Source organism: Priestia sp. TRN 1309, assembly GCF_050846875.1.
GTDB lineage: Bacteria > Bacillota > Bacilli > Bacillales > Bacillaceae_H > Priestia > Priestia zanthoxyli.
The window spans coordinates 1-15,721 of record NZ_JBOZGM010000005.1 but is presented as its reverse complement, the minus strand read 5'-3'; the positions used below and the strand labels follow the sequence as shown (position 1 = coordinate 15,721).

Annotated in this window: 12 protein-coding genes and 1 rRNA gene; 7 read left to right on the top strand and 6 right to left on the bottom strand. The window is 37.5% G+C overall.

Annotated features, from left to right (window positions below; translation table 11 throughout):
- Positions 1-18: 18 nt before the first annotated feature.
- The 6 genes from mnmG to rpmH all read right to left on the bottom strand — a co-directional run bounded on the left by mnmG (position 19) and on the right by rpmH (position 5,731).
- Positions 19-1,908: a tRNA uridine-5-carboxymethylaminomethyl(34) synthesis enzyme MnmG gene (gene mnmG / locus ACRPLQ_RS19620; RefSeq protein WP_013059925.1), complete on the bottom strand. Its 1,890-nt coding sequence runs from the start codon at positions 1,906-1,908 to the stop codon at positions 19-21.
- Between the two features lie 22 nt (positions 1,909-1,930).
- Positions 1,931-3,319, bottom strand: a complete 1,389-nt coding sequence (gene mnmE / locus ACRPLQ_RS19615; protein WP_028411914.1) for a tRNA uridine-5-carboxymethylaminomethyl(34) synthesis GTPase MnmE — start codon at positions 3,317-3,319, stop codon at positions 1,931-1,933.
- 307 nt (positions 3,320-3,626) lie between these two features.
- Positions 3,627-4,256, bottom strand: coding sequence for an RNA-binding cell elongation regulator Jag/EloR (gene jag, locus ACRPLQ_RS19610; RefSeq protein ID WP_028411913.1), 630 nt, complete (start codon positions 4,254-4,256; stop codon positions 3,627-3,629).
- Complete coding sequence (gene spoIIIJ, locus ACRPLQ_RS19605) at positions 4,253-5,017, bottom strand: YidC family membrane integrase SpoIIIJ (protein ID WP_028411912.1); 765 nt, start codon at positions 5,015-5,017, stop codon at positions 4,253-4,255. Before spoIIIJ ends, jag begins: the two co-directional genes overlap by 4 nt.
- Before the next feature lie 115 nt (positions 5,018-5,132).
- Positions 5,133-5,486, bottom strand: coding sequence for a ribonuclease P protein component (gene rnpA / locus ACRPLQ_RS19600; protein WP_013059929.1), 354 nt, complete (start codon positions 5,484-5,486; stop codon positions 5,133-5,135).
- A 110-nt stretch (positions 5,487-5,596) separates the two neighbouring features.
- Positions 5,597-5,731, bottom strand: coding sequence for a 50S ribosomal protein L34 (gene rpmH, locus ACRPLQ_RS19595; RefSeq protein WP_013059930.1), 135 nt, complete (start codon positions 5,729-5,731; stop codon positions 5,597-5,599).
- Positions 5,732-6,485: 754 nt separating this feature from the next.
- Here rpmH and dnaA point away from each other — a divergent pair.
- The 7 genes from dnaA to ACRPLQ_RS19560 form a co-directional block, all read left to right on the top strand.
- Positions 6,486-7,829 (top strand): chromosomal replication initiator protein DnaA, encoded by a 1,344-nt coding sequence (gene dnaA, locus ACRPLQ_RS19590; protein ID WP_028411911.1) that lies wholly within the window; start codon positions 6,486-6,488, stop codon positions 7,827-7,829.
- 186 nt (positions 7,830-8,015) lie between these two features.
- Positions 8,016-9,152: a DNA polymerase III subunit beta gene (gene dnaN, locus ACRPLQ_RS19585; protein ID WP_013054821.1), complete on the top strand. Its 1,137-nt coding sequence runs from the start codon at positions 8,016-8,018 to the stop codon at positions 9,150-9,152.
- Between the two features lie 100 nt (positions 9,153-9,252).
- A complete protein-coding gene (gene yaaA / locus ACRPLQ_RS19580) occupies positions 9,253-9,468 on the top strand; it encodes a S4 domain-containing protein YaaA (protein ID WP_013054822.1) in 216 nt (71 codons plus the stop codon).
- A gap of 14 nt (positions 9,469-9,482) precedes the next feature.
- Positions 9,483-10,601: a DNA replication/repair protein RecF gene (gene recF, locus ACRPLQ_RS19575; protein ID WP_013054823.1), complete on the top strand. Its 1,119-nt coding sequence runs from the start codon at positions 9,483-9,485 to the stop codon at positions 10,599-10,601.
- 240 nt (positions 10,602-10,841) lie between these two features.
- Positions 10,842-12,758, top strand: coding sequence for a DNA topoisomerase (ATP-hydrolyzing) subunit B (gyrB, locus tag ACRPLQ_RS19570; protein ID WP_028411910.1), 1,917 nt, complete (start codon positions 10,842-10,844; stop codon positions 12,756-12,758).
- Between the two features lie 126 nt (positions 12,759-12,884).
- The gene (gene gyrA / locus ACRPLQ_RS19565; protein WP_033580879.1) at positions 12,885-15,395 is read left to right on the top strand and encodes a DNA gyrase subunit A; all 2,511 of its coding nucleotides are present in this window, start codon (positions 12,885-12,887) and stop codon (positions 15,393-15,395) included.
- 265 nt (positions 15,396-15,660) lie between these two features.
- Positions 15,661-15,721 (top strand): 16S ribosomal RNA (locus tag ACRPLQ_RS19560); the annotation flags it as partial.

Below are 15,721 nucleotides of genomic sequence, written 5' to 3'. Positions count from 1 at the left end.
TCTTCGCGCCTAAGAGTTTTAATCATTTGATACTTTAGCGATGCGCCCTTGTTCAATATAAACAAGCAAGATTGAAATATCAGCTGGGTTGACTCCAGAAATACGTGAAGCTTGCGCTACCGTTAGTGGACGCACTTGGTTTAATTTTTGACGGGCTTCTGTAGCTAAACCGTTAATTGCATCATAATCGATATAATCAGGAATCTTTTTGTTTTCTAACTTCTTCAAGCGTTCAACTTGTTGAAGTGATTTCTGAATATATCCTTCGTATTTCACCTGAATTTCTACTTGTTCAGCTACTTCAGGATCTACCGTCTCATCCGCTGGTGCTAATTGATGAATATGAGTATACGTCATTTCAGGGCGGCGAAGTAAATCTGTCGCACGAATGCCATCTTTTAATTCGCTGCCGCCAGCTTCTTTAATCAGTTGTTGAACAGCTTCATTCGGCTTAATAATAAAAGAGAAAAGACGTTTCTTCTCTTGCTCGATTTCCGCTTTCTTTTGTTCAAATTTAGCATAGCGCTCATCGCTGATTAATCCTAGTTCACGACCAATTTCAGTGAGGCGTAAATCAGCGTTGTCGTGACGAAGCAATAAACGATATTCTGCACGCGATGTTAGCAGACGATACGGTTCATTTGTTCCTTTTGTTACTAAATCATCCACCAATACACCGATGTAAGCATCAGAACGTCCTAAGATGACTTCTTCTTGTTCCAGCGCTCTTCTTCCCGCGTTAATTCCGGCAAGAAGACCTTGGCCTGCAGCTTCTTCATAACCAGACGTTCCGTTAATTTGTCCAGCCGTATAAAGATTTTTAATTTTCTTCGTTTCCAGCGTTGGCCATAACTGAGTCGGAACAATTGCATCATATTCAATAGCATAGCCCGCACGCATCATTTGGACTTTTTCAAGGCCAGGAATTGTTGCAAGCATTTGACGCTGTACGTGCTCAGGAAGGCTTGTTGATAGTCCTTGAACATATACTTCTTGCGTATTTCGTCCTTCTGGCTCTAAGAAAATTTGGTGACGCGGTTTATCATTAAAGCGCACAACCTTATCTTCAATAGATGGACAGTAGCGTGGTCCAGTACCTTTGATCATCCCAGAATACATAGGGGATAAGTGGAGGTTGTCATCAATAATTTGATGCGTTTGTTCACTTGTATATGTTAACCAGCAAGGCAATTGATCTGTAATGTACTGTGTTGTTTCATATGAGAAAGCACGAGGCACATCATCCCCAGGCTGAATCTCCGTTTTGCTGTAATCGATAGTTGAGCTATTAACACGAGGTGGAGTTCCTGTTTTAAAACGGACCATGTCCAGTCCTAACTCCTCTAAGTGTTCAGAAAGCTTAATAGCCGGTTGTTGATTGTTAGGACCGCTTGAGTATTTTAGTTCACCTAAAATAATTTCCCCGCGTAAGAATGTTCCTGTCGTAATAACAACTGTTTTAGCTTTATACACAGCTCCCGTTTGAGTGACAACACCTGTACATACACCGTCTTCTACGATTAACTGTTCTACCATGCCTTGCATAAGGGTTAGGTTTTCTTCATTTTCTAACGTTTTTTTCATTTCATGCTGATAAGCAAATTTATCTGCTTGAGCTCTAAGTGCTCGAACAGCCGGACCTTTTCCTGTGTTTAACATTCTCATTTGAATATGAGTTTTATCGATATTTCTACCCATTTCTCCGCCAAGAGCATCAATTTCACGTACGACAATACCTTTTGCAGGACCACCTACAGAAGGATTGCAGGGCATAAACGCCACCATGTCTAAGTTGATGGTCAACGTTAACGTTTTAGCACCCATACGCGCAGAAGCAAGCGCCGCTTCACATCCTGCATGACCTGCTCCAATGACAATAACATCATATTGTCCACCTTCATATTGCATAATAGTAGCCTCCTTTAATAATCTATTTTCCTAAACAGAATTGAGAGAACAACTGATCAATTAAGCTTTCGTGAACAGCATCACCAATAATTTCACCTAATAGTTCCCACGTTCTTGTTAAATCAATTTGGACAATATCGATTGGAACACCACTTTCAATACCTGTGATGGCCTCATCGATAGCTCCTCTTGCTTGCGTTAAAAGCGCAATATGTCTCGTATTAGATAAATATGTTAAATCTTGAGATTCAATTGTTCCTTCAAAGAAAAGAGCTGCGATTGCTTCTTCAAGCTGATCCACTCCTTGTTCTTGAAGAAGCGAAGTCGTCACTACTGGATGATCACCAGCAAATTGCTGCACTTCCTCTAGATTAATTTTTTGCTCAAGATCTGTTTTATTCACAATGACAATAACGTCCATGCCTTCTACAGCTTCAAATAGCTTTTTATCTTCGTCCGTTAATTCTTCATTGAAATTCAACACAAGCAAAATTAAATCCGCTTCTTTCAAATACTGACGGGAGCGTTCCACACCAATTCGTTCTACAATATCTTCTGTTTCACGAATTCCAGCTGTATCAACTAATCGTAGAGGAACTCCTCGCACATTAACGTACTCTTCGATCACATCTCGCGTCGTTCCAGGAATGTCTGTGACAATAGCCTTTGCATCTTGCACTAAACTATTTAGAAGAGAAGATTTCCCTACATTAGGACGTCCAATAATAACCGTAGCTAATCCTTCTCTTAAAATTTTCCCTTGATGAGAGGTTTGAAGAAGCTTATCAATTTCTTGGCGTACATTTGAAGCTTTTTCGATCAACACTTGGTGAGTCATTTCCTCTACATCGTCATATTCTGGATAGTCAATGTTCACTTCTACATGGGCAAGTGTTTCGAGAATTTCCTGGCGTAAATGACGTACTAGCTTGGACAAACGCCCTTCCATTTGGCCAATTGCCATATTCATCGCTTTATCTGTTTTGGCACGAATTAAATCCATTACAGCTTCTGCTTGTGATAAGTCTACTCGACCATTTAAAAATGCTCGTTTTGTAAACTCACCTGGCTCGGCTAAACGGGCACCATTTGCAATAACTAACTGCAGCACACGATTAACGGATACAATTCCTCCGTGACAGTTAATTTCAATAATGTCTTCTCTAGTAAATGTCTTGGGACCTTTCATAATGGAAAGCATCACTTCTTCAACGACTTGCTCCGTCTTGGGATCTACGATATGACCGTAGTGAATAGTATGAGAAGCTACGTCTGTTAATCGTTTATTCGAAACGCTTTTAAAGATACGATCTGCAATCGTAATTGCTTCTTCACCACTCAGGCGGACGATGGCAATAGCTCCTTCTCCCATTGGTGTAGAAATGGCCGCAATTGTATCAAAATCTAGCACCAACTTCACCTCATTTCATTTTATAAACCTTTTATTTTAAACGATGTTATATACTATCATCGTTAACAATTTTCTACGAACAAAAACATCTATTTTAAGGCCCGTGATTTGTATGAACCAAATAAATAGAATACCACAATTCACCGATTTGGAACATCTCTAACGTTCTTCTGTTATGCACAGCAAGAAAAACAGGCAGTATGTACTATTTTAACTTATCCACATGTGAATAACAACGTATGCATCTTGATTTTTTTGAACGCTGGATCGATAAAATAAGCATATAAAAAAGCACTAGCTTATTTTGCTAGTGCTTTTTGGCAACTGGCTGAACCAAAATACTTCTTTTGGGTTCTTTGCCAACGGATTGTGTCTCAACTAAAGAATTTTTAGCTAACGCTTGGTGAATCATTTTTCTTTCATGGGAAGGCATTGGTTCTAGTTGAACAGATCGATTCGTTTTAATCGCCTGATTAGCTATTTTTAATGCCAGTTTTTCGACCATTTCTTTTCGTTTTTCCCGGTAGCCTTCTGGATTTAAGACAACATTTAAAAATTGCTGACTGTATCGATTAGCTACCAATTGTGTGAGAAGCTGGAGCGCATTGAGGGTTTGTCCATGTTTTCCAATCAACATTCCCGCTGAATCGCTACTAATCTCAATTATGCAGTTTCTGGAGGTTTTTTTGACGTTCGTATGAATCGAAATCCCCATTTCACGGCTAACATTTGTAATAAAATGAACCGCTTCCTCTACAGGGTCAACTATTTTTGTAACTTTTACAACTGCGGGTTTTCCCTTAAAGATTCCTAAAAATCCTTTTTTACCTGGTTCAATTATTTCTACATTTGTTTGATTTCGCTCTACTTCTAAAGCATTTAATGCTTCTTGAACAGCAGCTTCAATCGTCTGGGCCGTAATTGTGATTTCGTTCATTTTTTAACCCCTTCAATATTCGCTTGTTTTAAGTCTGGCCCTTTAATGAAGTAGGTTTGAATAATCATAAATAGATTTCCCACTACCCAATAAAGAGATAAGGCGGCTGGAAAATTGATTGCAAAAACCACAATCATGATCGGCATAATCCAAAGCATCATAGCCATTTGAGGATTTTGATTTGCATTTCCGGCCATCATCATCTTTTGCTGAATAAACGTTGTGATTCCTGCGACAATTGGTAAGATAAATAGCGGATCACGCGCACCTAAATCAAACCATAAAAAGCTGTTGTTTGCGATTTCCGAAGTTCGTGTAATCGCGTGGAAAATCCCAATAAGAATGGGCATTTGAATTAGAATTGGGAAGCACCCAGCTAAAGGATTTACTCCGTAAGTTTGGAATAATGCCATCGTTTCTTTCTGCAATTGCTGCTGCGTCTGGGCATCTTTTGAACTGTACTTCTCCTTTAACTTCTGCATTTCGGGCTGAAGCATCTGCATTGCTTTCGTGTTTCTCATCTGTTTGATCATAAGCGGTAGAATAAGTAAGCGAATCAGGATCGTGACAACGATGATCGCAACTCCATAGCTTTTAAATACCTCCGCCAGATACGTAATGACTAATGACAGCGGATACACAACATACTCATTCCAAAAACCTTTACTATCATCTGTAATAGGTTGGTTCATTTCCGTACAACCCGCTAAAACAGTTAATAGAAAGATAAGCGTTATCCCTAAAAACAACTTCTTCTTCACCTGTTTTTCCTCCTTCTACATGTTCACCTTTCAATTCTGAAAGTGCGTCAAAATCCATTATATAAGGATGCGGTAGAAAAACAACAGCTATTAAAGGCTTTTCTTCTATTGTTTATTAATCGTTTTGTCTATGTGTAAGTAATTTGCCACGCTTAAAGACATGCTGCAAACTGCTTTTAATTTCTTCATAGCTCATTGTTGCAGCAGGCTGCCTTGCAATTACAATATAATCTTTGTCTTGCTTTAAATACGGTGTGAATTCAAACATAATTTGTTTAGCAAGGCGCTTAACTCGATTACGAGTCACGGCATTTCCAATCTTTTTGCCCACGGAGAATCCTACGCGGAAATGTTCTTGATCCGGTTTGTCTAGAACATACAAGACAAATTGGCGATTCGCTACGGACTTGCCCTTTTTAAAAACGGTTTGAAATTCATCATTCTTTTTTATACGATATCTTTTTTTCATTTTTAACAACTCCTGCCCTTTTTCAGGTCATGCTTTTATGTAGTCCCTACAGGAACAGAGGTGATTTTAGCCTTAGAAAGCGAAAAAAGACCACTGGCGTCAGTGGTCTATTATGCTGATAATACTTTTCTTCCTTTACGACGACGACGAGCTAAAACTTTACGTCCATTCGCTGAGCTCATACGAGCGCGGAAACCGTGTACTTTACTGTGCTTACGTTTGTTTGGTTGGTAAGTTCTTTTCATCTATAAACACCTCCTCGAGGAATAACTGAAAAAGACAGTCCTTGCAATTATAATGAAAAGACTAAGAAGATGTCAATGTTATTTAAAAAATAAAATTTTCAATCTCTTGGTTTCATTATCTGTTTTACTCAATCTTCTTCATTCTAATATCTTTATAACCCAATTGTCTATACCTAATCAATAAAATTCATTGATTTATTAAAGAAAAAATTTTTCCTTTTCATCTCTTTTTCTTTCTCTACCAGCTGCGATCGCATCGTTACTGAACAAAACTACAACAATAAATGTTATAAAAAGCCTCTTTTTTATTCAAATTCTTCTCTTAAACCTTTGTGGATAAGTTTTTTCGACATTTTTCTACTTTTCCATTTCTTATCGACAACTCATGCACACTATCTTGTGTTGTGGAAAACTTTTCTCCACAAGGTGTAGTGATTGTGGATAAGTTTCGAAAATTCATTGCATCATGCCGAATTCTTTGATATTATATTTTTGTTTTCACTCTTAATTACTTTTCCACAGTTGGTTTTTATCCACAAACTGTGGACAACTTGTGGACATCATTTCCACTATCACTGTATAAAGTTATCCACACCATGTGGAATCTGTCGAATAGTCGGCTTTCTTCTATAATATATATTTACCCACATAATAGCAATTGTATAAATATAAATTTTTTATGCATAAGGTTTTGTACAGGTTGTACAAGGGTTGTACAAAGCGCATGAAAACTAGAAAAAGGAGGGGTTACTCGTTGGAAAACATTCATGATTTATGGAACAGAGCTTTAGATCAAATTGAAAAAAAATTAAGCAAACCTAGTTTTGAAACCTGGCTCAAATCGACAAAAGCTCATGCTTTGCAAGGAGACACGCTCATTATTACTGCGCCTAATGATTTTGCACGGGACTGGTTAGAATCTAGGTATTCTAATTTAATTGCTGAAACACTTTACGACCTTACGGGGGAAGAGTTAGATGTGAAATTTATTATTCCTCCTAACCAGGCCGAGGAAGAATTCGATATTCAAACTCCTAAAAAGAAAGTCAATAAAGACGAAGGAGCAGAATTCCCTCAAAGTATGCTAAATTCGAAGTATACCTTTGATACATTTGTTATCGGATCTGGGAATCGTTTTGCCCATGCAGCTTCTTTAGCAGTAGCAGAGGCGCCGGCTAAAGCGTATAATCCGCTTTTTATTTACGGGGGAGTAGGATTAGGTAAAACACACTTAATGCACGCAATAGGCCACTATGTGTTAGATCATAATCCTGCCGCTAAAGTCGTGTACTTATCATCTGAAAAATTCACAAATGAGTTTATTAACTCTATTCGTGACAATAAAGCAGTAGAATTCCGCAACAAATACCGCAATGTAGATGTTTTACTGATTGATGATATTCAATTCTTAGCGGGTAAAGAGCAGACACAAGAGGAATTTTTCCATACGTTTAATACGCTTCATGAAGAAAGCAAGCAGATTGTCATCTCAAGTGATCGACCGCCGAAAGAAATTCCTACACTTGAAGATCGACTTCGTTCTCGCTTTGAATGGGGCCTTATTACAGACATCACACCACCAGATTTGGAAACACGAATTGCTATTTTGCGTAAAAAAGCAAAAGCGGACGGCTTAGTTATTCCAAATGAAGTTATGCTTTATATCGCCAATCAGATTGATTCAAATATCAGAGAATTAGAAGGAGCACTTATTCGCGTAGTAGCTTATTCTTCACTAATTAATAAAGATATAAACGCTGATTTAGCAGCAGAAGCATTAAAAGATATCATTCCTAGTTCAAAACCTAGGGTTATTACGATTCAAGATATCCAACAGATTGTTGGACAAGAATTTAATATAAAATTAGATGATTTCAAAGCGAAGAAACGTACAAAGTCAGTAGCGTTTCCTCGACAAATTGCCATGTACCTTTCTCGCGAACTAACGGATTTTTCGCTTCCTAAAATTGGAGAAGAGTTTGGCGGGCGAGACCATACTACGGTCATCCATGCTCATGAAAAAATCTCAAAACTTGTTCAAACAGATACTGACCTACAAAAACAAATTAAAGAAATAAGTGAATCACTAAAAATATAGGCTTTTTTTACTTGTATTTTGTGTATAAGTGAGTTAGGATTGTACACAGTCTGTCCACATGTGGATAGGCTGTGTTCTCACGTTTTTAGGGGTTATCCACATTTCCACAGCCCCTATTACTACTACTATCTTAAAATATAATAAATAATAAGCTTTTAAACCTACTTTTAAGGAGGATTAATTATTATGAAATTTATCATACAGAAAGACTACCTAGTTCAAAGCGTTCAAGACGTTATGAAAGCTGTATCTTCTAGAACAACAATTCCAATTTTAACAGGGATTAAAATTGTAGCGACTGAAGAAGGTGTTACTTTAACCGGAAGTGATTCCGATATCTCTATTGAATCGTTTATTCCAAACGAGGAAGAAGGAAAAGAGATTGTTGATATCCAAAAACCAGGAAGCGTTGTTCTCCCAGCTCGTTTCTTTAGTGAAATCGTCAAAAAGCTTCCTAAAGACATCGTAGAATTGGACGTCCAAAGTCACTTTTTAACAATCATTCGTTCAGGAAAAGCTGAATTTAACTTAAATGGTTTAGATGCAGAAGAGTATCCTCATTTGCCACAGATCGAAGAAAACAACATGTTTAGATTACCGACAGACTTATTAAAAAACATGATTCGACAAACTGTCTTTGCAGTGTCCACCTCAGAAACACGACCTATCTTGACAGGTGTAAACTGGAAAGTCGACGGCAAAGAATTAACGTGTATTGCCACTGACAGTCATCGTCTAGCTTTGCGAAAAGCGACCATTGAAACTGGAAATGAAGCAACGTATAATGTGGTTATTCCAGGTAAAAGTTTAAGTGAATTCAGTAAGATCCTTGATGATTCTCATGAATTAGTAGACATCGTTATCACGGAAAATCAAGTATTATTCAAAACAAAACACTTACTATTTTTCTCAAGATTACTGGACGGAAATTATCCTGACACTTCAAGATTGATCCCAGCCGATAGTAAAACGGATGTTATATTGAACGTAAAAGAATTTTTACAATCGATTGACCGTGCTTCTTTATTAGCTCGTGAAGGAAGAAACAACGTAGTAAAACTATCTACGCTAGATGAAGGAATTGTTGAAATTTCTTCTAACTCTCCTGAAATCGGAAAAGTAATTGAAGAGGTACAAAGCCAGTCTATCTCAGGAGAAGAATTAAAAATTTCTTTTAGCGCAAAATATATGTTAGACGCATTAAAAGCGCTCGAAGGAACAGATATCAAAATTAACTTCACTGGTGCGATGCGTCCATTTGTCATTCGAACATTAGAGGATGATTCAATGCTGCAGCTGATTTTACCAGTGCGAACATATTAAATCTCAGAAAGCTACTAGCATGCCGTACTAGTAGCTTTCTTTTCTCAAGAAGAATTATTTAGTAAAATAGAGATACATCATTAGAAAGTGAGAGAGTCGCATGAAAACAGAGGTTAAAATTTCAACTGAATACATTACGCTTGGCCAGTTTTTAAAACTAGCAGACGTCATTCAAACAGGTGGAATGGTAAAATGGTTTTTAAGTGAGCACGAAGTATATGTGAACGGGGAGCTAGAAGAGCGCCGCGGACGTAAATTATATGCAAATGACGAAGTGGATATACCGGCTGCAGGATCATTTGTTGTTATTACTTAAAGTTGGTGAAACGTTTGTATATTAAAGAAATTACTTTAACAAATTACCGAAACTATACGAAGACAACGATTCCCTTTGAAAATAAAGTAAACGTCATTTTGGGTGAAAACGCACAGGGTAAAACAAACGTGATGGAATCGATCTTCGTATTATCTATGGCTAAATCTCATCGTACGTCCAACGATAAAGAATTAATTAAATGGGACTGTGAGTATGCAAAGCTATCGGGCATTGTAGAAAAGCATAGAGGGCCCGTTACACTGGATTTAGTCATCTCAACAAAAGGGAAAAAAGCAAAATATAATCACATTGAGCAGAAAAAACTCAGTCAATATATAGGGTCAATTAACACTGTCATGTTTGCTCCGGAGGATTTGAACCTAGTTAAAGGGAGTCCGCAAGTAAGGCGCAAATTTATCGATATGGAAATTGGTCAAGTTTCGCCTGTTTACATGCATGATTTAAGCAGGTATCAAAAGATTTTGCAGCAAAGAAATCAATATTTGAAGCAGCTGCAGACAAAAAAACAAACGGATCTTTCACTTTTAGACGTACTTACGTTACAGTTAAGTGAAATGGCAGCGAAAATCTTAAAAAAACGTTTTGAGTTTTTACAGTTACTCCAACAGTGGGCAGAGCCTATTCATAAAGGGATCAGTCGAGACTTAGAAACATTAAAAATTGAGTATAAGAATTCAATTGATGTATCAGAAGATGCAGATTTGTCGAAAATGTTAGAAGCATATCATCAAAAGTTTGATAAAATAAAAAGTAGAGAAATTGATAGAGGTGTCACCTTAGCAGGACCACACCGTGATGATCTTCTTTTCTACGTTAATGAAAAAGACGTTCAAACATTTGGTTCACAAGGGCAACAGCGGACGACTGCTTTATCGTTAAAGCTTGCTGAAATTGAGTTAATTCATCAAGAAGTAGGTGAATATCCAATTTTGCTTTTAGATGACGTATTGTCTGAATTAGATGATTTTCGTCAATCACACTTGCTAAATACCATCCAAGGAAAAGTTCAGACGTTTGTAACGACAACGAGCATTGAAGGAATTCATCACGAGACCTTAGAAAAAGCCGCTACATATCATGTAGAAGCTGGCCAAATTCAAAAGGTCAAATAGCAATTGATCTGTCTAAAAACTTTTCACAAGGCAATCTAACTGAAATATGATATCATTATAGTTTTAAGTCTATATATTTCAACTCGTACCCTCGATTATGAAAATTTTGTGCATAAGTAAACAAATGGCAAATACATTAAAGGCTCCGTATTATTTCCACATAATATTCGAAAAACATAATACAAAATGATAAATACAGCAGTTTGCTGTTAAAAAAAAGTGTAGGTGATACATTTGACGATGGAACAAAAAGAAGTACAAGCATATGAAGCTGATCAGATACAAGTATTAGAAGGATTAGAAGCTGTTCGTAAACGTCCGGGGATGTATATTGGATCAACGAGCGCAAAGGGTTTACATCATCTTGTATGGGAAATTGTAGATAATAGTATTGATGAAGCGCTGGCCGGCTATTGCGATGAAATTAATGTTATTATCGAAAAGGATAATAGTATTACAGTCAAAGATAACGGTCGTGGAATTCCAGTTGGTATTCAAGAAAAAATGGGCAGACCTGCCGTTGAAGTTATCTTAACGGTTCTTCATGCCGGAGGTAAATTTGGCGGCGGCGGCTATAAAGTATCTGGTGGATTACACGGTGTAGGTGCCTCAGTTGTTAACGCACTTTCTACCTCTTTGGAAGTACACGTACATCGTGACGGTAAAGTTCATTATCAAAAATATGAACGAGGTGTACCGGCTGCTGACTTAAAAGTAGTTGGAGAAACAGATAAAACAGGTACTGTTATTCAATTCCATCCAGACGGTGAAATTTTTACAGAAACGCTTGAATACGATTTTGATACGTTAGCTAATCGTCTGCGTGAGTTAGCTTTCTTAAACCGCGGCATTAAAATTACGATTGAAGACAAACGTGAAGAAGATAAAAGACGTGAATACCATTACGAAGGCGGAATTAAGTCTTACGTTGAACACTTAAACCGTTCGAAAGAAGTGATTCACGAAGAGCCGATCTATATTGAAGGTAATCGAGACAACATTTCTGTAGAAATTGCTATTCAATATAACGATAGCTACACAAGTAATTTATATTCTTTCGCAAACAACATTCACACATATGAAGGTGGAACGCACGAAGCAGGATTTAAAACAGCGTTAACGCGTGTAATTAACGACTATGCACGTAAAAACAGCGTATTTAAAGATAGTGACGCCAATTTAACGGGTGAAGATGTTCGTGAAGGAATTACAGCTATTATCTCTATTAAGCACCCAGATCCGCAGTTTGAAGGACAAACAAAAACAAAGCTGGGAAATAGTGAAGCAAGAACAATTACTGACTCTGTGTTTGCAGAACACTTAGAAACTTACTTGCTAGAGAACCCTATTGTGGCGAAAAAGGTAATTGAAAAAGGTTTAATGGCTGCAAGAGCAAGAATGGCAGCTAAAAAAGCTCGTGAGCTTACAAGACGTAAAAGCGCGCTTGAAATTTCAAACTTACCGGGTAAATTAGCAGATTGTTCATCAAAAGATCCTTCTATTAGCGAACTCTATGTAGTAGAGGGTGACTCTGCCGGAGGTTCAGCTAAGCAGGGAAGAAGCCGCCATTTCCAAGCTATTTTGCCTTTGCGCGGTAAAATTATCAACGTAGAGAAAGCGCGTTTAGATAAAATTTTATCTAATAACGAAATTCGTACAATCATTACCGCTCTAGGAACGGGTATTGGTGACGATTTTGATATTTCGAAAGCCCGCTACCATAAAATTGTGATTATGACAGATGCAGACGTAGATGGTGCGCATATTCGTACGCTTCTTCTAACGTTCTTCTATCGCTATATGAGACAGATTATTGAGCACGGATATGTGTACATTGCCCAGCCGCCGCTTTACAAAGTTTCACAAGGTAAAAAAGTAGAGTACGCGTACAACGATCGTCAATTAGAAGAGGTATTAGCTTCTTTCCCTGAAGGCGCAAAACCAAACCTTCAGCGTTACAAAGGTCTAGGAGAGATGAATCCTGAACAATTATGGGAAACAACAATGGATCCAGAATTCCGTACCCTTCTTCAGGTGAACTTGCAAGACGCAATTGAAGCTGATGAGACATTTGAAATTTTAATGGGCGACAAAGTAGAACCGCGCCGTAATTTCATTGAAGAAAATGCTCAGTACGTAAAAAATCTCGATATTTAAATGAACGGTAATACCCTTTATATTTTTTATAAAGGGTATATAAACGTCAGGATAGAGATAGGTTCTATCCTGCGTTTACATATATATGAATTACTATACTGAACTTCGCGAAGGAGGTTCTTATCGATGTCAGATAAACCAAACTCTCAAATAAGAGAAGTAAATATTAGTCAAGAAATGCGCGCATCCTTTTTAGATTATGCAATGAGCGTAATTGTATCGCGTGCTTTACCAGATGTAAGAGACGGACTTAAGCCCGTGCACCGTCGTATTTTATATGCAATGAATGATTTAGGTATGGGATCGGATAAGCCATATAAAAAATCAGCTCGTATCGTAGGAGAAGTAATTGGTAAGTATCACCCACACGGTGACTCAGCTGTATATGAAACAATGGTTCGTATGGCACAAGATTTTAGCTATCGTTATATGCTAATTGACGGTCATGGAAACTTTGGATCTGTTGATGGAGATGCAGCAGCAGCTATGCGTTATACAGAAGCAAGAATGTCAAAAGTTTCGATGGAACTGTTACGTGACATCAATAAAGATACAATTGATTATCAAGATAACTATGACGGTTCTGAACGTGAACCAATTGTATTACCTGCTAGATTTCCAAATTTACTTGTAAACGGTTCAGCCGGAATTGCGGTAGGTATGGCGACAAATATTCCTCCGCATCAGTTAGGGGAAGTCATTGACGGCGTTTTAGCTGTAAGTCAAGACCCTGATATCACAATTGCAGAGTTAATGGAGATTATTCCAGGACCGGATTTCCCAACTGCAGGACAAATTCTTGGCCGCAGCGGGATTCGTAAAGCTTATGAAACTGGGAAAGGTTCTATTATTGTTCGCGCAAAAGTAGAAATTGAAGAACAAAACAATGGTAAACAAACTATTATTGTTCATGAACTTCCATACCAAGTAAATAAAGCAAAGCTAATTGAAAAAATTGCCGAGCTAGCTCGTGATAAGAAGATTGATGGAATTACGGACTTACGAGATGAGTCTGACCGTTCGGGTATGCGTATTGTTATTGAAGTAAGACGTGATGCAAATGCAAATGTTTTATTAAATAACTTATATAAGCAGACATCTCTTCAAACAAGTTTTGGTATTAATACTCTTGCATTAGTAGATGGACAGCCAAAAGTATTGAACTTAAAGCAATGTCTACAGTACTATTTAGACCATCAGGTAGTGGTGATTCGTCGTCGTACTGAATTTGAACTTCGAAAAGCCGAAGCACGTGCGCATATTTTAGAAGGTTTAAAGATTGCTCTTGATAATTTAGATGCTGTTATTGCTTTAATTAGAGGTTCTCAAACAACAGATATTGCACGTGAAGGATTAATGACGCAGTTTTCGTTATCTGAAAAACAAGCGCAAGCTATTTTGGATATGCGCCTGCAGCGTTTAACAGGATTAGAGCGAGAGAAGATTGAAGCGGAATATCAATCTTTATTAGCGCTAATTGCTGAATTAAAAGCTATTTTAGCAGATGAAGAAAAAGTATTAGAAATTATTAGAGAAGAACTAATAGAAGTAAAAGAAAGATTCAATGACGGCCGTCGAACAGAAATCGTAAGCGGAGGAGCTGAAATTATCGAAGACGAGGATCTGATTCCTCGCCAAGATATTGTTATTAGCTTAACGCACAACGGCTATATTAAACGTTTGCCTGTTTCTACGTATAAGAGTCAGCGAAGAGGCGGAAGAGGTATTCAAGGAATGAATACAAACGAAGATGATTTCGTTGAACATCTTCTAACAACGTCTACTCATGATACGATTCTCTTCTTTACAAATAAGGGAAAAGTTTACCGTACGAAAGGATACGAAATTCCAGAGTATGGAAGAACGGCTAAAGGGATACCTATTATTAACTTATTAGAAGTAGACAAAGGTGAATGGGTAAATGCCATCATTCGCGTCGATGAATTTGTAGACGATTGGTATCTATTCTTTACTACAAAACAAGGAATTTCTAAGCGTACACCTTTATCTTCTTTTGAGAACATTCGAAATAGCGGACTTATCGCCTTGAATTTAAGAGAAGAAGATGAATTGATTTCTGTTAAATTGACAGATGGTAAGCGCGATATGGTTATTGGAACGAAGAAGGGTATGTTAATTCGTTTTAATGAAAATGATGTTCGTTCAATGGGACGTACAGCTACTGGAGTTAAAGGGATCACTCTCGATTCAGAAGATGAAGTAATCGGTATGGAGATTCTCGAAGAACAATCAGATATCTTGATCATTACGAAAAATGGTTACGGAAAACGTACGCCGATTGAGGAATATCGTGTACAAACAAGAGGCGGTAAAGGTTTAAGAACATGTAATATCACTGATAAAAATGGTGATGTTGTCGCACTGAAATGCGTATCTCAAGAAGAAGATATTATGCTTATCACAGTAAGCGGCGTTCTTATCCGTGTTTCTGTTTCAGATATTTCACAAATGGGCCGTAACACACAAGGTGTCAAAGTCATCCGTTTAGGAGACGAAGAGTTTGTTTCAACGGTTGCAAAAGTACAAACTTCAGAAGATGAAGACGAAGTATTAGATGAATTAGATGAACATGAAGAGACAGATGTAATAATTGAAGCTGAAGAAACGGAAGAATAAAAAAAGCCCCTGAAAAAGCAGGGGCTTTTTTTTATGTAAAAAAACCTTGCCATAGGCTTTTTATTTTGGTAATATATAAAAAGTCAGCAAAACACATATAAGTTTTTTAGTAGTTTTAAAAAAAGTTATATAAAAGTGTTGACAATGATTCTTATAAAGTGTTATTATATAGGAGTCGCTTTAAGACAAGAGTTCTTTGAAAACTGAACGAAATAGTAAACGTCAACGTTAATTTTTATTTTTTTAAACGAGCAAGTCAAACATTTCTTCGGAGAGTTTGATCCTGGCTCAGGATGAACGCTGGCGGCGTGCCTAATACATGCAAG

Coding starts and splice junctions, on each gene's coding strand:
- rpmH (WP_013059930.1), bottom strand. CDS start 5,731: ATGAAAAGAACTTACCAACCAAACAAACGTAAGCACAGTAAAGTACAC.
- jag (WP_028411913.1), bottom strand. CDS start 4,256: ATGAACGAAATCACAATTACGGCCCAGACGATTGAAGCTGCTGTTCAA.
- dnaN (WP_013054821.1), top strand. CDS start 8,016: ATGAAATTTATCATACAGAAAGACTACCTAGTTCAAAGCGTTCAAGAC.
- rnpA (WP_013059929.1), bottom strand. CDS start 5,486: ATGAAAAAAAGATATCGTATAAAAAAGAATGATGAATTTCAAACCGTT.
- mnmG (WP_013059925.1), bottom strand. CDS start 1,908: ATGCAATATGAAGGTGGACAATATGATGTTATTGTCATTGGAGCAGGT.
- yaaA (WP_013054822.1), top strand. CDS start 9,253: ATGAAAACAGAGGTTAAAATTTCAACTGAATACATTACGCTTGGCCAG.
- gyrA (WP_033580879.1), top strand. CDS start 12,885: ATGTCAGATAAACCAAACTCTCAAATAAGAGAAGTAAATATTAGTCAA.
- gyrB (WP_028411910.1), top strand. CDS start 10,842: ATGGAACAAAAAGAAGTACAAGCATATGAAGCTGATCAGATACAAGTA.